Annotated in this window: 16 protein-coding genes and 1 pseudogene; 8 read left to right on the top strand and 9 right to left on the bottom strand. The window is 45.8% G+C overall.

Annotated elements, in window-relative coordinates:
- Positions 1-143 precede the first annotated feature (143 nt).
- Together KUG37_RS04000 and KUG37_RS03995 are read left to right on the top strand one after the other, a co-directional pair.
- Complete coding sequence (locus KUG37_RS04000) at positions 144-734, top strand: TIGR00730 family Rossman fold protein (RefSeq protein ID WP_216934631.1); 591 nt, start codon at positions 144-146, stop codon at positions 732-734.
- 31 nt (positions 735-765) lie between these two features.
- Entirely contained in the window at positions 766-1,167 is a 402-nt protein-coding gene (locus KUG37_RS03995) for an NUDIX domain-containing protein (RefSeq protein ID WP_216934528.1), read from the top strand.
- Positions 1,168-1,171: 4 nt separating this feature from the next.
- Here KUG37_RS03995 and KUG37_RS03990 read toward each other — a convergent pair whose 3' ends face one another.
- Both KUG37_RS03990 and recG read right to left on the bottom strand, forming a co-directional pair.
- Entirely contained in the window at positions 1,172-1,807 is a 636-nt protein-coding gene (locus KUG37_RS03990) for a ComF family protein (RefSeq protein WP_216934530.1), read from the bottom strand.
- Positions 1,794-3,839 (bottom strand): ATP-dependent DNA helicase RecG, encoded by a 2,046-nt coding sequence (gene recG / locus KUG37_RS03985; protein WP_216934532.1) that lies wholly within the window; start codon positions 3,837-3,839, stop codon positions 1,794-1,796. The genes KUG37_RS03990 and recG overlap by 14 nt, the downstream gene beginning before the upstream one ends.
- A gap of 33 nt (positions 3,840-3,872) precedes the next feature.
- On the opposite strand from recG, the gene KUG37_RS03980 reads away from it, so the two are divergent.
- Positions 3,873-4,685: an NAD(P)H-binding protein gene (locus KUG37_RS03980; protein ID WP_216934534.1), complete on the top strand. Its 813-nt coding sequence runs from the start codon at positions 3,873-3,875 to the stop codon at positions 4,683-4,685.
- A gap of 127 nt (positions 4,686-4,812) precedes the next feature.
- Here the strand turns inward: KUG37_RS03980 and plsB are convergent, their stop codons facing one another.
- The gene (gene plsB, locus KUG37_RS03975; protein WP_216934536.1) at positions 4,813-7,380 is read right to left on the bottom strand and encodes a glycerol-3-phosphate 1-O-acyltransferase PlsB; all 2,568 of its coding nucleotides are present in this window, start codon (positions 7,378-7,380) and stop codon (positions 4,813-4,815) included.
- Between the two features lie 282 nt (positions 7,381-7,662).
- Between plsB and KUG37_RS03970 the strand changes: the two genes are divergently transcribed.
- Both KUG37_RS03970 and KUG37_RS03965 read left to right on the top strand, forming a co-directional pair.
- On the top strand, positions 7,663-8,535 hold the full coding sequence (locus KUG37_RS03970; RefSeq protein WP_216934538.1) for an acyl-CoA thioesterase II: 873 nt from the start codon (positions 7,663-7,665) through the stop codon (positions 8,533-8,535).
- Positions 8,536-8,706: 171 nt separating this feature from the next.
- Positions 8,707-9,954 (top strand): dicarboxylate/amino acid:cation symporter, encoded by a 1,248-nt coding sequence (locus KUG37_RS03965; RefSeq protein WP_216940194.1) that lies wholly within the window; start codon positions 8,707-8,709, stop codon positions 9,952-9,954.
- A gap of 75 nt (positions 9,955-10,029) precedes the next feature.
- Here the strand turns inward: KUG37_RS03965 and KUG37_RS03960 are convergent, their stop codons facing one another.
- The 6 genes and pseudogenes from KUG37_RS03960 to KUG37_RS03935 form a co-directional block, all read right to left on the bottom strand.
- A complete protein-coding gene (locus tag KUG37_RS03960) occupies positions 10,030-10,287 on the bottom strand; it encodes a DUF2845 domain-containing protein (protein WP_254202600.1) in 258 nt (85 codons plus the stop codon).
- Positions 10,288-10,547: 260 nt separating this feature from the next.
- Positions 10,548-11,306, bottom strand: a pseudogene (gene yihA / locus KUG37_RS03955) (ribosome biogenesis GTP-binding protein YihA/YsxC); the annotation flags it as partial.
- Between the two features lie 106 nt (positions 11,307-11,412).
- The gene (locus KUG37_RS03950; protein WP_216934544.1) at positions 11,413-11,853 is read right to left on the bottom strand and encodes an Rrf2 family transcriptional regulator; all 441 of its coding nucleotides are present in this window, start codon (positions 11,851-11,853) and stop codon (positions 11,413-11,415) included.
- Positions 11,854-11,950: 97 nt separating this feature from the next.
- On the bottom strand, positions 11,951-12,712 hold the full coding sequence (locus KUG37_RS03945) for a globin domain-containing protein (protein WP_216934547.1): 762 nt from the start codon (positions 12,710-12,712) through the stop codon (positions 11,951-11,953).
- A gap of 151 nt (positions 12,713-12,863) precedes the next feature.
- A complete protein-coding gene (locus tag KUG37_RS03940; protein ID WP_216940192.1) occupies positions 12,864-14,381 on the bottom strand; it encodes a helicase HerA-like domain-containing protein in 1,518 nt (505 codons plus the stop codon).
- A gap of 18 nt (positions 14,382-14,399) precedes the next feature.
- The gene (locus KUG37_RS03935; protein ID WP_216940190.1) at positions 14,400-15,602 is read right to left on the bottom strand and encodes a PLP-dependent transferase; all 1,203 of its coding nucleotides are present in this window, start codon (positions 15,600-15,602) and stop codon (positions 14,400-14,402) included.
- Positions 15,603-15,765: 163 nt separating this feature from the next.
- Between KUG37_RS03935 and KUG37_RS03930 the strand changes: the two genes are divergently transcribed.
- The 3 genes from KUG37_RS03930 (at position 15,766) to rplC (ending at position 17,783) form a co-directional block, all read left to right on the top strand.
- Positions 15,766-16,527 (top strand): type 1 glutamine amidotransferase, encoded by a 762-nt coding sequence (locus tag KUG37_RS03930; RefSeq protein ID WP_216940188.1) that lies wholly within the window; start codon positions 15,766-15,768, stop codon positions 16,525-16,527.
- Between the two features lie 245 nt (positions 16,528-16,772).
- Positions 16,773-17,084, top strand: a complete 312-nt coding sequence (rpsJ, locus tag KUG37_RS03925; protein ID WP_000070912.1) for a 30S ribosomal protein S10 — start codon at positions 16,773-16,775, stop codon at positions 17,082-17,084.
- Between the two features lie 60 nt (positions 17,085-17,144).
- Positions 17,145-17,783, top strand: a complete 639-nt coding sequence (gene rplC, locus KUG37_RS03920; protein ID WP_216934554.1) for a 50S ribosomal protein L3 — start codon at positions 17,145-17,147, stop codon at positions 17,781-17,783.
- Positions 17,784-17,786 lie beyond the last annotated feature (3 nt).

The following is a 17,786-nucleotide window of genomic DNA, read 5'->3' as shown; positions in this document are numbered from 1 at the left end:
TCTCCCTGGCGCAGTATGTGAATTGGAATGGGTGTATTTTAGACAAGGAATTGAATAAAAACACTGATATTAAGCAGTTATTTTTGGAAAAAGCGCGCTTGCAGCGATTTCGTACAATATAGCGTCAATTGGAGGATGAAATGATGAATTCGATCGCAATTTTTTGTGGTTCGGCACTAGGCTCGGATCCTCTATATGCCCAGATAGCTGAAAAGGTTGGCCAGACCTTGGCAGCAAGGCATCAGACGCTGGTATATGGTGGTGGTCGCTCTGGTTTAATGGGGATTATCGCTGATAGTGCTTTGGCTGCTGGTGGCAAGGTGATTGGGGTAATTCCGAGACAGCTGGTCAATCGTGAACTGGCACATCCGCATATTACCAAACTGTATGTGGTGGGCAATATGCATGAGCGTAAAACCCGGATGTCGGAGCTGGCACAGGGATTTATTGCCATTCCGGGCGGGGCAGGAACGCTGGAAGAGATCTTTGAACAATGGACCTGGGCACAACTGGGAATTCATCAAAAACCTTGTGCTTTTCTAAATGTCGATGGTTTCTATAATGATTTACTTAAATTTATTCATATGACCACCGAGAAAGGGTTTACTAAGGCGCGCTTTAGCGAAGCTTTAATTGTCAGTGATGATCTGGATGAAATTTTGTGCCAGTTTGAAAGTTATCAGCCGCCTGAAGCGAAATGGGGTATGGCGGATCAGACCGATCTTGTAAAATAAGCCGCCCACAGCATGAAGTTGTAGAAAATAAATGAAAGTGATTACGGTGGCTGCAGCCATTATTTTAAATGAAGCGCAGCAACTACTGGTGGTTCGCAAGCAAGGAACCTCCTGCTTTATGCAGGTCGGTGGCAAGCTGGAGCCGAATGAAGCACCAGAAGCGACGATGTTGCGTGAAATTCAGGAAGAAATTGGCGTGCAGGCAGAGATTCAGCAATTTGTTGGCCGCTTTGAAACCCAGACAGCCAATGAGCCTGATCACCAACTGGTGAGTTATGTGTATTGGGTAAGTCTGGATCAAGCGCCTAAAATTGGAGCTGAAATTGCTGAAATGAAATGGGTGGATCTGGATGAAAAAGAGGTCCTGCTGGCACCCCTAACCACGGAAATTGTCATTCCATGGGTAAAGTCCCATTTACTCGCTCAGGTGTGAATTTTCAGATTTGCACCCCTGCCAGACAGGCTGCATAAATTTTCTGACAGCCAAGTTCTTCTAGTTTTTGGCTGAGCGCTCGAATTGAACTGCCTGTGGTCACCACATCATCAATGATCAGCACGCGTCGATAACGAATTCTGGAAAACGTGTTGATCTGAAATTGTGACTGGATATCCTCGATCCGTTCCAGGCGGCTTAAGCCTTTTTGTGAATGCTGTTTCAGCCGACTAACAGGTTGCCAGATGGGAACATTGAGTTTTTTCGCCACATGTTTGGCCAGCACCAGAGATTGATTATAACCACGTTCGGCCAGACGTTCAGTCGAGATGGGCATCGGTACCACCGCAGTGACTTTTGGCAATTCTAAACTTAACAGCGCACCGGCCAGTAAATTTTGCAAATGCAATTTCTGTTCATATTTAAACAGCTGAATCAACCGGTCCATCGGGTAGGCATAGTCGCAGGCGACCTGGAACTGCATTTCCTGACGTTGAATGGTTTGATGTACCCACGGCAATTGCTGCCAGCAGTCCTGACAGACTGAATGGATGGCCTGATGATCAGTCAGACACAGCTGGCAGGGTTGCAGGCGAGTCAGCCAGGATTTTCCATGTTCCAGTAGTTTAAACATAGGCATAGCGTGGTGCTTCCGGTAGCCAGCGTTGCAATAATGCTTCAGCCTGATCCGGATAATCCTTGAGTATCTGTTGAGCCACATAATGTGCCTGATTGAGCAGGTGATCATCCCGTTCAAGCTTAGCTACACGGAAATTCATGTCTCCAGTCTGTTTGGTGCCGAGCAGCTCCCCCGGGCCACGCAATTCCAGATCTTTTTCTGCAATCATAAAACCATCATTGGTTTCACGCATGATTCTTAAGCGTTCCTGACCATTTTGCGACAGCGGATGCTTATACAGCAGGGCGCAGAAACTGGCTTTGGCACCACGACCGACCCGGCCACGTAGCTGGTGCAATTGTGAAAGCCCTAAGCGCTCGGCATTTTCAATGACCATGATGGAAGCGTTGGGTACATCGACCCCGACTTCGATCACGGTGGTGGCAATCAGTAACTGCAATTCATTGTTCTTAAATTGCTGCATGACTGCCTGTTTTTCATCGGCTTTCATTTTGCCATGTACCAGACCAATATTTAATGCAGGAAAGCGCTCCCGAATTTCAGCGAAAGTGGCTTCTGCGGCCTGGGCATCTAAAGTTTCGGACTGTTCCACCAGGGTGCAGACCCAGTAGACCTGCTTGCCTTCGGCACAGTTGCTGGCGATACGTTGCAGGACTTGTTCACGCCGGTCCAGTGGAATGGTTACGGTCTGAATCGGGGTACGACCCGGTGGCAGCTCATCTATCACCGAGGTATCCAGATCGCCATAGGCAGACATGGCCAAGGTGCGCGGAATCGGGGTTGCGGTCATTACCAGTTGATGCGGACACATGCCATCCAGACCTTTATTTCTGAGTGCAAGACGTTGGTCCACACCAAAGCGGTGCTGTTCATCTATAATCACCAGACCCAGCTTGGCAAACTCGACATTTTCCTGAAACAGGGCATGAGTCCCGATTACCAGGTGGGCACTCCCGTCCCGAATCACCTGTTCCGCTGCGGCGCGGGCTTTGCCTTTCTGCTTGCCGGAAAGCCAGGCTACATTTAAGCCCAAAGGCTCAAACCAGCGTTTAAAGTTGAGATAATGCTGCTCGGCCAGAATTTCGGTGGGTGCCATCAACGCCACTTGCCAGCCGTCTTCCAGGGCGTGACAGGCAGCTACACCGGCGACCAGTGTTTTGCCGGCGCCGACATCGCCTTGTACCAGACGCAACATTGGTTTATTGGTTTTTAAATCCTGCGCGATTTCTCTGGATACGCGTTTTTGTGCATCAGTCATTTCAAAAGCCAGACCGGCTAAAAGCTGTTTGGCATAGGTTTTACTTGGTACAAAAGAAGGTGCTTCGACCTGCTGAATAAAGGCACGCCGGGTCAATAAGCTGATCTGATGTGCTACCAGCTCTTCAAAAATCAGGCGTTGCTGTGCAGGATGCGAGCCTTGTGCCAGTTGCAGCATATTGGCATTGACTGGCGGATGATGGATATATTCCAGTGCCTGTTTTAGCGCATAACCATTGCTAAATTTTGCTGGCAGCAGTTCCGGCAGATGATCGCTATACTGAGCCAGGGCCTGCTGAATATAATCCCGTATTTTTGGCTGGGTCAGACCTTCAGTTGCAGGGTAAATCGCGGTGAGTTGGGTCTGAGGTAAAGGTGTGTCTTCAGTAATGACTTGCAGCTCGGGATGATACATTTCCAGGCCGCGCGCACCGACCCGAACCTCTCCGAAAATTCTTAAACGGTTACCGAGTTTGCAGCGATCGGTGATGCCTTTATAAATATGATAAAAACGTAGCGTCACTTTACCGCAATCATCATCTAGTAGCACCGCCATGGACTTGCGTTTACCTGGCGGGAAATCCACGCCTTTGACGATGCCTTCCAGCAAATAACTGCGCCCCACGCTCAATTGATTCATGGGGATGATCGTGCTACGGTCTTCATAGTCACGTGGTAGATGAAAAAGCAAATCATCAGTATTGAAGATATTTAATTTTTCAAGTAATGCAGCGGCGGCATTGCCAACGCCTTGTAACTGATGGACTGCAGCCATGTCCCCTCAACCAGATTCGTGATTCGGTGCTCAATGCATATTTTATTTATCGGCTATGGTAAAACATCCCGACGTGTTGCTAAACAACTATTTGAGCAAGGGCATCAAATTAGCACACTTAGCCAAAGTCCCAAAACAGATTCATTTGCAACTCATCTGATTCAGGATGTGCATGATCTGGATTTAACGACGGTCGCACCGATTGACTGGGTCTATGTATTACTCAGTCCGAAACAGAGTAGTATCGATGGTTATCAACGGACTTACCTGGATTCGGTCCAGCCGATTGTTGCTGCCTTGAAACAGCATCCGGTGAAACGGATTGTGGTAGTGTCATCAACCCGGGTCTATGGGCAAAATGCCGGAGAAAGCGTAAATGATGAAACGCCTATACAGCCCAATGATGTACAAGGAGAAATCCTGTATCAGATGGAGCAGGCTTATTTAGCGGCTTATCCTGAGAAATGTACCATCATTCGCCCAAGTGGGATTTATGGAGCATCGGTAGAGCGCTTACAAAAAATGGCACTATCTACCACCCGCTATCCGAATCTGCACTGGTCCAACCGGATTCATATCGAAGATTTATCACGTTTCTTGTCACAGATGATTCACGTGGAACATCCTGAAAAGTCTTATATTTGTAGTAATAACCAGCCGCAGCTTTTACATGAAGTCTTGCAATGGTTTCAGCAGCAGATGGGACTGCCTTTACTTAAAGTTGAGAGCGAGCAGGTCACGGGTAAAAAGCTCTATGCAACCCGAATGCAAAAAATGAGATTTGAATTAAAGCATCCAGACTGTTATCAGGATTATTTGGAGTTGATGCAGCCCCATTCATCTTGAATAAAGCTGAGTTCCCTCTCCTTTTAGGAGAGGGCCAGGGAGAGGTGAAGGATTTTTTGAACATTCTCCCTCATCCCCTTGCGAAGCAGTACTTCTCATCCCAGAGGGAGAAGGAGCTTAAAAGATATTACTTCTTCTTCCGCTTCGCACGTTTCTTGGCGTGTTCAGCTGCAACTGCATCAAGAACTTCTTTGAGTTCTTCATCGGTAAAGGCGGTAATGTGATGCAGCATCTGCAATTTCACTTCATCCAATACCAGATCTGCATATTGCGCCACGTTGGTCAGCTGTTCGTCAAAGACAATTGCATTGTCTCCATTGGTGCACAGATAACCTTTTTGGGTTAAGACTTTAATAAAGCTCTGGAACAGGGCTTTATCAAAGAATTCAGGCGAATTGAACTCGTACAGCACAGATAGGCGCTGACCGACCAGATAACTTAATTCCTCAACCTGACGGGTCGAAATATTGCCTGAACCACGCTGGGTAATCAGTGCCAAAGTCATGTAATAACGTTCCAGACTTTGGGTTACTGGTGCAGCCAGAACTTCCAGCTGATGATACGCTTCGGTATTCGGTGCTGATGCAACCAGATTTTTACCATCTTGCGTGATCAGTTTTGAGGAAATCAAGTTGTCAATATGGGCATTGACTTGATCCTGAATTTCATCTTCATGCCATTTTAAAAACAGTTCGGCTTTTAGGAATGGATACAGGGTACTGCTGATATTGACGACATCATGACGGCGGATGGTACCGTTATGTTCAACCAGGGCTGCAATCAAAGATGGCAGCACAAAGGTGTGCACAATATTATTACGGAAATAGGTCAGCAGAACTGCCTGATTATCTTCAATGGCTATGATATCGCCCAGTACATGCTTAACCCGCTTGATCAGTTTCAGCTTCATCGCATAGGCAATAATTTCTTTGCCTGACAGCGGTGTCACCTGCATGCGTTCATCATAAGGTAGGGCGGTAAGCAAGGTACGATAGGTATCCAGCTGTTTGATACAGATTTCTTCATCCAGCGTATGCTTGGGTGTGGCCAGCAAGATTAAAGACAATAGCGATACCGGATTGATCACGACCGCACTATTGATGTTTTCCAGAATGGCCTGAGCAGCGCTATTCACCGCATCAGAAACAGCTTGTGGAATAGGGTCATCATTCTTTTCGATCTTGATATTTTCTGCGTCATGCTGTTTCAGGATATCGTCCAGAAATACCGGCTTACCGAAGTTCAAATGCACCTTGCCAAAAATGCGTTCAATCTTGCGCAGGGTTTTCACAATACCAAAAATAGACTCGGCTTCTTTTGGCTTGCCACTCATCTCGCCCACATAAGTACCACCTTCCATCAGACGTTCATAACCGATATAAGTTGGTACAAAGACAATAGGCTTGGCCTTGCCGCGTAAATGACCATGTACGGTCATCGCCAGCATCCCGGTTTTTGGGGGTAGCAAACGACCGGTACGTGAACGACCACCTTCAATAAAGTATTCCAGCGGGGTATTACGTGACAGGACGCTATAAAGATATTCTTTAAATACCGTGGTATACAGTGCATTGCCGCGAAAAGTACGGCGAATAAAGAAGGCACCGCCACCACGTAAAATCTGCCCGACAAAAGGCATATTCAGGTTATCGCCCGCAGCGATATAAGGCACCATCAAACCACGACGATAGATCACATAAGACAATAACAAATAGTCGATATGACTGCGGTGACATGGGGTATAGACAATTTCATAATCCTTGGCCAGTTCACGCACGGTACTGAAATTATGTACTTCTACGCCGTCATACAGCTGGGTCCATAAGCGGGTCAGTGCTTTGTCGGCGAAACGTACGGTAGAATGAGAATAATCGGAAACGATTTCGTTCAGATAACCAATGGCACGACGTTCGGATTCCAGCATCGAGATTTTACTGCGAAGACTGTCATTGCGAATGGCAGCCTGTACATCTGGTGATTTGATCAGGCCATGCATGACATTGCGGCGGTCGGACAGATCCGGCCCGAGAATCACTTCGCGCTGACCATCCAGATAATCATTTAAGCTGCTGACAATATAGGTTGCCGGTGCTGAATTGGGGTAAGTCTCTTTGGCAAAGTTAATTAAAGCGCGTAAAGATTGCGGTTCGTGAAACTCTAAATAAGACTGGCGACCATGCAGGCCGATATTGACCAGTTGCTTGACCCGGCTTGGGGTAGACCAGGTATCGGTAAACAACAGCTTAAACCAGGAATCTTCTTTTTCCGGTTCGCGCCCCCAAAGCACCGTTACTGGTACCAGTTCTACATCCAGTTCAGGATCCTGTTCCAGGATTTCTATCAGGCGTAACAGGCGTGGCGGAAAAGCATGCGGGGGTGAACTGAGCAGGTTGTTTTCATCATGATGCTGCAAAAACAGCAGAGATGCTTTTTCCTTGCTGTTTCCCAGTTGCATTGGGTCAAGTGCAGCTGGCAACTTTAAGCGGCGCGTTTCTGCATCGACGACCAGTGCATTACTACGCGAATGGTTCTGTAAAACATAGCAGACCAGCTTCCGAGATTCTGCTGCAGTCTGATCAGATTCAGGTGCTGTCACTTCACTTGGTACTTCCCCAAGAACATGAGGGGTAACCACAAGATCAAGTAACTTACTTGAAAGCTTGCGATACATTTGACCAAAGCCATTCTTGGACATAGATGCTCCTAATTTTACTGACCAAAACCACAGGACTTCTGAGGGGATTTATTTTGCGGGTTTCTAAAGCGAAACAATATATCTTTTTTAACAACTTCAACAGAAGTAGTTCAATTTTAGCGTGAAAGCAGATGTTTTTCCTAGTCACTTATGACATCAGTATGACAGAACAGTCATGCAATCTTTAGAGTTTTGGTCTGATTTTGTGGCAGAATATTCCAGATTAATTATTTAGATCTGTTTTTCCATTTTGGGATATCTCCAATATTAAGTAGGTTGCTTATGAATGCCTTAACACAGGAACTGGTCGAGCTGCTCAGCTTGGAAAAGTTAGAAGAAAACATTTTTCGGGGAATCAGCCGGAATCTGGTGGGCAAGCGCGTGTTCGGTGGGCAGGTTTTAGGGCAGGCACTACGCGCTGCGTCTTATACCACAGACCGTCCGGCGCATTCATTACATGCCTATTTTCTGTTTGGTGGAGATGTCAACGCACCGATTATTTATGAAGTGGATCGTATCCGTGACGGCAAGAGCTTTGTCAGCCGTCAAGTGCGCGCCATTCAGCATGGTCGTACCATTTTTATGTGTATGGTGTCTTTCGCGCATCAGGAAGAAGGTTTGAATTACCAGATTTCGGAGCCGGAATATCCACCTGCAGAAAGCCTGAAAAATGAAGCAGAACTGATCAAGCAAATGATTGAGTTTATTCCGGAAAATGTCCGTGCATCTTTCACCCGTGATCGTCATGTGGAAATTCGCCCGGTAAATCCGCAAAACCCGTTCCAGCCTCAACCTGAAGCACCGTCTTATGCGCACTATATCCGCACGCATGACCGTATTGCTGCAGAAGTGGATCAGATCTCTTTGCATCAGGCTATTGCTGCTTTCTATTCAGACTTTACCTTGATGACCACGGCGCTGCGTCCACATGGTCTAAGTTATATTTCGCCGAGCCTGCAATGTGCCAGTATTGACCATGCCATGTACTTCCATAAACCGTTCCGTGCCGATGAATGGATGCTCTATGACATGGATGCGACCCAGAGCGCTGGTTCGCGTGGGCTGAATTTTGGACGGATGTGGCAGAATGGAGAGCTGGTCTGCAGTACGTCTCAAGAAGGTCTGATCCGTTTGCGTGAAATCGAAACACAATAGTTTTTATTCTTGCCCAAAAAGCCGAATCCCAGATTCGGCTTTTTTTTTTAAGTCCTATAAAAATCATCATTTAATGCCATGGTGTCACGATGCATTTATAAAATATTACTCGATTCTGTAGAATCGGCATGGCATAGTGCCGCTTAAGATCAATATTAAAAATGCATGAAAATGAGTTTAAATACGCAAATTTTAATTGCCGCCGTATTCGGGGTGCTGTTTGGATTTCTACTGACGATATTTCCGCAAACCTCATTTTTTGATGTCAGCTTATACGGCATCGGCATTGTCAGCAGCATTTTTATTGGCTTATTAAAAATGCTGTTAGTCCCGCTGATTTTTACTTCGATTGTTGTCGGTGTCTCCAATTTGCAGGCCGGGGGACAACTGGGTCGTACCTGGAAAATCACTCTGATGTGCTGCGTAACCACCACCACCTTGGCACTTATTTTAGGGTTGGCGTGTGCACATCTGTTTGATGTAGGCAAGGGCGTGGATGTACTGATGTTCCAGGATGCCATGGCACAACATCAAACCCCGGATACCTTAACGCCATCTTCTTTCTTCACCAACTTTATTCAAAATACCCTGATCAATCCGTTTAAAGCATTTTCGGATGGCAATGTCTTGGCGGTGGTGGTCTTTGCGCTATTTGTGGGTGGGGCACTGGTTGCAGGTGGGGACAAATTCCGGACTGTGCGCAAACTGAGTCTCCAGTTTTTCGAAATCATGATGTTGATGATTGGCTGGGTCATGAAACTGGCACCTTTCGGTATCTTTGCTTTATTGGCCAAGCTGATTGCCACTGAAGATCTTTCGGTATTGAGTCGTCTGGCTGAGTTTGCTGCGGTGGTCACCGGAACCACAATTTTCCATGGCATCGTGGTCTTGCCTTTATTGCTGTGGATTTTTGGTAAAATGGATCCGGTCACGTTTTTTAAAGGCACACGAGCTGCTTTGATTACAGCATTTGCTACCAGTTCCAGTTCGGCTACCATGCCCTTGTCAATGAAATGCGCCCAGGAAAATTTAGGGGTACGTCCACATACGGCAGGTTTTGTGATTCCACTCGGTACACAGTTGAATATGGATGGCACAGCACTCTATGAAGCGGCTGCCGCCTTGTTTATTGCCAATTTAATGGGGCTGGATCTGAGTTTGGGGCAGCAGCTGGTGGTCTGTGCAACTGCAATGATTGCATCCCTGGGGGCACCTGGAATTCCGAGTGCTGGTATGGTGACCATGATTATGGTCTTGCAATCAGTTGGTTTGCCTGCCGAGGCGATTGCCATTCTTTTGCCGATCGACCGTTTACTGGATACCGTACGTACAGTGGTAAATGTTCAGGGTGACATGATGATCAGCGTCGTGGTAGACCGATATACCCGTGAACCAGATCTAGAGGCTACGGACAGCTAAACCAGTTAAAAGACAAATAAAAAGCAGGTCAGTGACCTGCTTGTAGAAGATAAGTTTTGGCTGATTTTCAATAAATCAAGAACGATCCCAGATAATTCTTGTCACACGGCCTTCTTGCATGCTCAGGGTATAGATTTCATTGCCCACCTGATATACCAGGTCGGTTGCGGTAATTAAAGTATTGTTGCCAGTGTCCAACATATAAGAATGCTGGCTGATGGGATTGCCGGCTTTAGATATCATCTGACTGATTGAGTCTCCGACAGAAATAATATCGTTATGAATTCGAAAGCAGTTGGTTTCAACTGCAGCATAGAGTTGGGTGGAAATCAAAAAAATATCCCCGATACTCAGTATCGGGGATATTAGACACTCAATAAAACAACTCTATTATCTGCTTAGTCAGCTGAGCGCTTATTCAGATTCAGCTCATCTGCCGCTTTCAGCTCGAATTCATTTTGCTCAAGCAATTCTAGAGGTTCTTCAGCTTCATTTAAATCATGTATCGATACTTCAGCAACATGCTCTGAATCAGATTCAGTGCTAAGCTCGAGTTCTTCCAGCGGTTCATCAGTTTCATTGAAATCATGAATCGAGGCTTCCGGAATACTGTCTAAATCATATTCGGTGGCCTGTTCCAAGGTGAAGTTCAAGCGGCCGGCCATGACGCTGGCAAGTTCTTCCAGACCCTGTTTATTCATCGACGAGAACAATTGAATCGAGAACATAAGTTTCATTTTTCTCAATTGTTGCTGCACTTCTTGCAGTACTTTAGAGGCTGGGCCACGATTAAGCTTATCTGACTTGGTCAGCAAGACATGCACGAACAACTGGCGAGAATAAGCCCATTCCAGCATCATCACGTCAAAGTGTTGCAGCGGGTGGCGAATATCCATTAACAGCACCAGACCCTGTAAGCTCTGACGATGGATCAGGTAATTTTCCAGTTCTTTTTGCCAGACCAGTTTCATTTTTTCAGGCACAGCCGCATAACCATAACCGGGTAAGTCGACCAGACGCTGATCCGGATTACCCAGGCTGAAAAAGTTGATCATCTGGGTACGGCCAGGTTTTTTCGATGCACGTGCCAATTGTTTCTGGTTGGTCAGGGCATTGATCGCACTAGACTTCCCCGCATTTGAACGGCCGGCAAAAGCAATTTCATAGCCTGTATCTTCTACACAAAGACTGAGCTTGGGTGCACTCATTAAAAATTCGGCTTTGCGTAACCAGTTGAGTGCGCGCACAGAATATTCAGTAATGGCAGAATCAACTTTTTTCTCGTAGCTGATCTTTTGCTTAGGCGCTTGGGCTGTCTTACTGTTTTTGGATTTTCCTCTGCTGTGGTGCATAACTCAACTTCAATAAATGATCTACAATGAAACATTATAAAGGAAGTCGCACAGGCAAGCGAACTTTGCCGCAAGAATAACTCACAAGAGGTGGGCTTGAAGGACTTTAAAGATTAATCAGGCTAATGGGAGACTGGGTGCTGAAATGTGTATTTTGTGGCTTGATCACATCTTCAAGCACATATTGATCCAGACTGCGATAAAACTGTTCAACCGCATCATCCAAAATACTTTTTAAACCACAAATCGGACGTAATACGCAGGGCGGGTTATTGCATTCCACTACATTGCTGTCGTGCTGCAGAATCCGCACAATCTGTCCCAGCTGAAGCTTCAGGCTTGCTGGATTTAAACGTATCCCGCCACCTTTACCACGTGTGGTGATCAGCCAGTCCTGTTTCGCCATAAAATGCACGATTTTCATGGCATGATTTTGCGAAACCTGCAAGCGTTCGGCAAGTTCTGCAATGGTATAGGGAAGATCACGTGGCTGTGCTACATACATCAGGATCCGAAGCGCATAGTCAGTGAATTTATTGAGTTGCATAGGGTCAGTAGCTGGAAAATGAAAGAGTGGAATATTAAAAGCTCCACGTATGGAGCTTTTAATCAGAATCTGATGCTAGTTTAAACCGTTTTTGCAATTAAAGCTTAAGCGGGGCAGAAACTTCAACTATATCACCGACCTGGTAATGGTTAATCAGGGTCTGCGCAACCGAGAAGGCAGTTGGATTTTCTTCAGCTTTTACGGTAATTTGATATTGATCATGTTGCGCATGATCAAAGCTAAACTGTTGCGGTTGGCGTATGTCCTGTTCAGGCACCTGTACACGCACTGAAATATATTCACCTGCTTCAGCACTTGCAATAGCTGCACCATCTTTGGCTTTCAGGGTAAACACCTTGCCCGCATCTGTATTTTCTACAGCCGCTACTTCAAATTCACGCCAGCCCGCCCAGCCACCTGTTTCAGAGGCGAGAGTCGCATATTTAGATTTTTCCACACCGATCAGGATATCTGCCAGTTGCATATACGCTTCTTTCCAGGCTGCGATCAGGTCTGAATCCATCGGTACATCTAGAACTTCACTGATCGAGTGCAGCAGGTTGTCACCGACAATGGTGTATTGATTCGGCTGAATATCCAGGCTGACATGTTTAGTGGTAATACGTTCGATCGCTTTGGCCAGAACACTCGGGTTGGTAATGTTCTCGGCATAGGCCAGTACTGCAGCAGCCAAGGCACGAGGTTGACGACCGGTACTTTGATGATCCATGTTGAAGGTGTTTTTCAACTCTGGATGATTGTTCAGCATGCGGTTATAGAAATACGTGGTAAGTGCTACGCCATTTTCACGTAAAACAGGAACAGTCGATTGTACAAGTTCAATATGTTGTGGAGTCATGAAAACCTTCTACAGATGGGTTTTAAAAGATGTATGTAAAATACATCTTTTAAAATGGCTTTACAATCCTTGTCATGAATAAAACCTTAAAAAAATTATGGGATATGAAGATATCCCATAAAACTAATGATCGTGATCGGAGGAAGGAGGGCTATTTCCGGCCGAACAGCGAACCTAATAAACCACGTACAATTTTTTGACCGGTACTTCCGCCCAAGCTACGTGCAGCAGTTTTCGCAAAGGTACCTACGGTATCGTTTATGAGTTTTGCACGCTGCTTGGTAGCGCGTTCTGCTTCCTTGTGTTGTTCACGTGCCAGACGCTCCTGTTCGCGAGCCTGTTGTTTGGCAAGCTCTGCTTTCTGCGCCTGTTGCTGGCGTTCTGCAACTTTGTTTTGTAGTATTTCGTGCGCGCTTTCTCGATCGACACTCTGTTCATAAATACCTGCCATGATGCTTTGCTTCATCAAGGCTTGACGCTCATCCAATGAAATGGGATTAAAAGAGGAGTGGGGTGGCATAATCCAGCCACGCTCTACAATTTGTGGAATGCCTTTTTCATCCAGGCAACTAATGAGAGCTTCACCCACGGCTAGCTCAGTAATGACCTGATCTACTTTAAATTCAGGATTGGCACGGAAAGTATCTGCTGCAGCTTTCACTGCTTTTTGATCTTTGGGAGTAAAAGCCCGCAAAGCATGCTGAATCCGGTTGCCAAGTTGTCCTAATACACTTTCAGGTAAGCCCAGCGGATTTTGCGTCACAAAATAAATCCCCACGCCCTTAGAGCGAATCAGACGCACCACCTGTTCAATTTTTTCCTTCAGGGCCGGGCTGGCATTATCAAATAGCAGATGGGCTTCATCAAAGAAGAACACCAGTTTGGGTTTGTCCAGATCACCCACTTCCGGAAGCTGTTCAAACAGTTCGGAGAGCATCCACAGTAAAAAGGTGGCATACAGTTTAGGTGTGTTCATCAGTTTATCGGCTGCCAGCAGGTTGATATTGCCATGACCTTGACTATCGGTCTGCAAAAAATCCATCAAGTCTAGCGCCGGCTCGCCAAAAAACTGGTCACCGCCTTGGTCAGCCAGAGCTAACAGGTTGCGTTGAATTGCGCCGAGACTGGCGGGAGATAAATTGCCATATTCAGCCTTAAAGTCTGCCGCATGCTCAGACACATAACTCAGCATCGCTTTCAGGTCTTTAATGTCGATCAGCAACAAACCCTGATCATCGGCAATCCGGAATACTGCAGACAGCACGCTTTCCTGAGTGTCATTCAGATTCAACATTTGTGCCAACAGTAGCGGACCAATTTCCGAAACCGTGGTACGAATCGGATGGCCCTGTTTGCCAAACAAGTCCCAGAACATCACAGGTGAAGCCTCAAAAGGAATGGACTGAATATTGAGATTCTTCATTCGTTCATCAAGCTTGAGGTTACTTTCCCCTGCTTTGGCCAGGCTGGAGACATCGCCTTTGGCATCAGCGAGGAAAACGGGCACACCAATTCGAGAAAAACTCTCCGCCAATACTTTTAAGGTCACGGTCTTTCCGGTACCAGTGGCACCTGCAATCAAGCCATGCCGATTGGCAAGTTGGGAATGCAAAACAATATCCTGCGTCGTATCTTCAGTTTTTTTAGCAATAACAATTGGTGTACCCATAACTGTTCCTATTTTTTATTATTCATTTTTGAGTTTTTTCATTTGTTCTAATGCATGTTGGATATCTTGAATCAAATCTTGTGGATGTTCCAGTCCAATACAGAAGCGTACCAGTAAGCCGTCTTTCAGGTGAGAGTGTTTCAGCACACGCATGTCTCGTAAGTTATAGAGCATGACCAGGCTGATAGGGCCGCCCCAGCTAAAACCAAGCTTAAACAGCTCTAAACTGTCACAGAAATTACGAATATCCTGCATTGTATAGGCACTGTCAAAGATCACGCTGACCAGGCCGGCACTTTGACCTTGCTTGCAAATTTCTTTCCAGTATGGATGGCCTGCGCTGTCAGGATTGGCAGGATGAAGCACCTGCACAAACTCAGCTTGCTGTTCGAGCCATGGAAGTAAGGTCAGTGCGCTGTTTGACTGATGTTGATATCGCAGTTGCATCGAAGCCAGACTGCGTTGTACTTGCGCTACATCATCACCAGAAACACTAATACCCTGAATGGCATGGGTACGGAACAGTTTCTGATGCAGGGTTTTATCTCGTGTAACCACTGAGCCCATCAAGATGTCACCGCCGCCGCTTGGATATTTGGTGAGTGCATGAACCGTGATATCTACACTCAAATGCTCTTCGCCGAAATCAAAGGCATTAAAAGCCAGACCGGCACCCCAGGTATTATCCAGTGCGGTAAGAATATGATGTGCCTGAGCCGTTTTCACTAAACCAACCAAATCTGGAAACTCCAGGGTGACTGAACCTGCAGCCTCAAGCCAAATCAGTTTAGCTTTTGCCGAAGGTTGGAAAGTCTCGACATCCAGCGGATTGTAGACCTTAACCTGAATGCCATAGCGTTTTTCCAAATTGCGCAGATGCTCCATGTTTGGACCATAAATGTTATCTGCGACCCAGACCTCATCTCCCTGATTTAAAAAACAGGAATTCACCAGATTAATCGCGGATAAGCCACTAGGTGCTAGCAGACAATATTCACCCCCTTCAATTTGGGCAATATTATCGCCTAAGGTAAATGTCGTGGGTGTGCCATGAGTGCCGTAGCTATAGTCATAATCATCGGTCCAGTGACGATTAAATAGCGCATCCGTATTCTCAAAAATAATGGTGGATGCACGATAGAGGGGAGGCTGAATTGTAGAAATCGATTGAGGGGCCTTTCGTGGTGCATGAATCAGGCGGGTTTGAGAGTCTTGTTTCACGTGAATGCGCTCAAATGTAATCAAATATTACTCTAGCTTAAGAGAATCTGTGACTCACCGCCAGTTGCGTTGTAAATTGTTAAAAAAAGGCAAGTCTTGGAAAAAGTTGGCTTCATTTTTGCAAAACCTAAATATATATAGCTAAAAAAATAGGTTGAGGAGCATGAAGTCGCATTTAAAAGTGCATTATTTTCAGCATATTGCTGGTGAAGGTTTTGGTAGTTGTTATGAATTTTTAAAGCAGCATCAGGCGCATATTACAGCGACTGAATTTTTTGCTTTACCTGTGGATCGTCCATTAGAAATTGAGGCATTGCCTACGGTTGAGGAGGTGGATTTATTGATCATTATGGGAGGACCCATGAGTGTCAATGATGAAGCTAATTTCCCTTGGTTAAAAATAGAGAAACGCTGGTTACGTCGCTATCTGTCACATGGAAAACCCGCTATCGGCTTATGTCTGGGGGGGCAACTCATTGCAAATGCCTTGGGGGCAGGGGTGAGTCGTAATCCAGAACGGGAACTGGGATGGACGACAGTACGTAAAGTCTCTAATCCTCCTGAAGAATGTTTTAGCTTGCCGGAACAGTTCAATATTCTTCAATGGCATAATGAAACCTTTGAATTGCCCAAAGGTGCAGTCCATCTGGCAGAAAACAAAGCCTGTCGTAATCAGATGTACCAGTTAGGCAGGAATGTACTCGGGTTTCAGTTTCATCCAGAGATTACACCAGAAACCCTGTCCTTGTTTTTGGAAGATGAGGACGAGCTTGCACAATATTCAGGAAAATATGTTCAGGATCTGTCTGAACTGAAAAAGACCCATAAGAATAAATTTATTGAGGGAAATCAGATACTAAACCGTGCCATAGAATACGTTTTAGCGAAAACAGCCCAGCGTTCAGAAAATAAACTCTTATTTTAGGGGTTAAATTGAAAACTTGGAGAAAACCCTAAAAGAGATTTGCTTATGCATTAAACAGTGGCTATAATAAGCGACCCTTCAATAGGAAGGGGGTTAACTGCGAATAAAGTGGTTAACTATCGTTACAGTCGTGGCATCGATCATGACCTTAGTGATATTTCACTGCTCTTGACACTTGCCCACATAAAGTGGGGTGAGATGCGTCAGGAGTGATTCTTTATATATTTGGCTTGGAGTTTACTGGTATGTCTAACCAGAGAATTCGTATCCGTCTTAAGTCTTTTGATCATCGTCTGATTGATCAATCTGCTCAAGAGATCGTAGAAACCGCAAAACGTACTGGCGCACAAGTGTGTGGTCCAATTCCAATGCCAACACGCATTGAACGTTTTAACGTTTTAACATCACCACACGTTAACAAAGATGCGCGTGACCAATATGAGATCCGCACTTACAAACGTTTGATCGACATCGTTCAACCTACAGACAAAACTGTAGATGCATTGATGAAGTTAGATCTTGCAGCTGGTGTTGATGTTCAGATCGCATTGGGTTAAGGCTTTCGGGTTAATTAACACTCTAAGTTAATTAGGCCGCTTTTTTAGAGGTTTATGCACATGGCTATTGGTTTAGTCGGTCGCAAGTGCGGTATGACACGTATCTTTACAGATGCTGGTGTTTCTGTGCCTGTTACAGTGATTGAGGTTGATCCTAACCGCATCACTCAAATCAAAACGCTTGAAACTGATGGTTATCAAGCGATTCAAATCACTACTGGTGAACGTCGCGAATCTCGCGTAACTAACGCTCAGAAAGGCCACTTCGCGAAAGCGGGTGTTGCAGCTGGTCGTCTAGTTCAAGAATTCCGCGCTACAGAAGCTGATCTTGAAGGTCGTGAAGTTGGTGGTACGCTTACCGTTGAATTGTTCACAGTGGGTCAAGTTGTTGACGTAACTGGTCAATCTAAAGGTAAAGGTTTCCAAGGTGGTGTTAAGCGTTGGAACTTCCGTACGCAAGATGCAACTCACGGTAACTCACTATCTCACCGTGTTTTAGGTTCTACTGGTCAAAACCAGACTCCTGGTCGCGTATTCAAAGGCAAAAAAATGGCTGGCCATTTAGGTGCTGAACGCGTAACTACACAGGGTCTTGAGATCGTTGCTATCGACACAGAACGTTCAGTTCTAGTTGTTAAAGGCGCGGTTCCTGGTGCTACTGGTGGCGACGTAATCGTTCGTCCTACGATCAAGGCCTGAGGG

It is taken from the genome of Acinetobacter sp. BY419 (assembly GCF_019038395.1).
Taxonomy (GTDB): domain Bacteria; phylum Pseudomonadota; class Gammaproteobacteria; order Pseudomonadales; family Moraxellaceae; genus Acinetobacter.
Note: the sequence above shows the minus strand (reverse complement) of the source record. Positions and strands in the feature narration are given on the sequence as shown.

Bases quoted from the DNA above. Each gene is read 5' to 3' on its own strand.
- KUG37_RS04000 (WP_216934631.1), top strand. From the start codon at position 144: ATGAATTCGATCGCAATTTTTTGTGGTTCGGCACTAGGCTCGGATCCT.
- KUG37_RS03995 (WP_216934528.1), top strand. From the start codon at position 766: ATGAAAGTGATTACGGTGGCTGCAGCCATTATTTTAAATGAAGCGCAG.
- KUG37_RS03990 (WP_216934530.1), bottom strand. From the start codon at position 1,807: ATGCCTATGTTTAAACTACTGGAACATGGAAAATCCTGGCTGACTCGC.
- recG (WP_216934532.1), bottom strand. From the start codon at position 3,839: ATGGCTGCAGTCCATCAGTTACAAGGCGTTGGCAATGCCGCCGCTGCA.
- KUG37_RS03980 (WP_216934534.1), top strand. From the start codon at position 3,873: ATGCATATTTTATTTATCGGCTATGGTAAAACATCCCGACGTGTTGCT.
- plsB (WP_216934536.1), bottom strand. From the start codon at position 7,380: ATGTCCAAGAATGGCTTTGGTCAAATGTATCGCAAGCTTTCAAGTAAG.
- KUG37_RS03970 (WP_216934538.1), top strand. From the start codon at position 7,663: ATGAATGCCTTAACACAGGAACTGGTCGAGCTGCTCAGCTTGGAAAAG.
- KUG37_RS03965 (WP_216940194.1), top strand. From the start codon at position 8,707: ATGAGTTTAAATACGCAAATTTTAATTGCCGCCGTATTCGGGGTGCTG.
- KUG37_RS03950 (WP_216934544.1), bottom strand. From the start codon at position 11,853: ATGCAACTCAATAAATTCACTGACTATGCGCTTCGGATCCTGATGTAT.
- KUG37_RS03945 (WP_216934547.1), bottom strand. From the start codon at position 12,712: ATGACTCCACAACATATTGAACTTGTACAATCGACTGTTCCTGTTTTA.
- KUG37_RS03940 (WP_216940192.1), bottom strand. From the start codon at position 14,381: ATGGGTACACCAATTGTTATTGCTAAAAAAACTGAAGATACGACGCAG.
- KUG37_RS03930 (WP_216940188.1), top strand. From the start codon at position 15,766: ATGAAGTCGCATTTAAAAGTGCATTATTTTCAGCATATTGCTGGTGAA.
- rpsJ (WP_000070912.1), top strand. From the start codon at position 16,773: ATGTCTAACCAGAGAATTCGTATCCGTCTTAAGTCTTTTGATCATCGT.
- rplC (WP_216934554.1), top strand. From the start codon at position 17,145: ATGGCTATTGGTTTAGTCGGTCGCAAGTGCGGTATGACACGTATCTTT.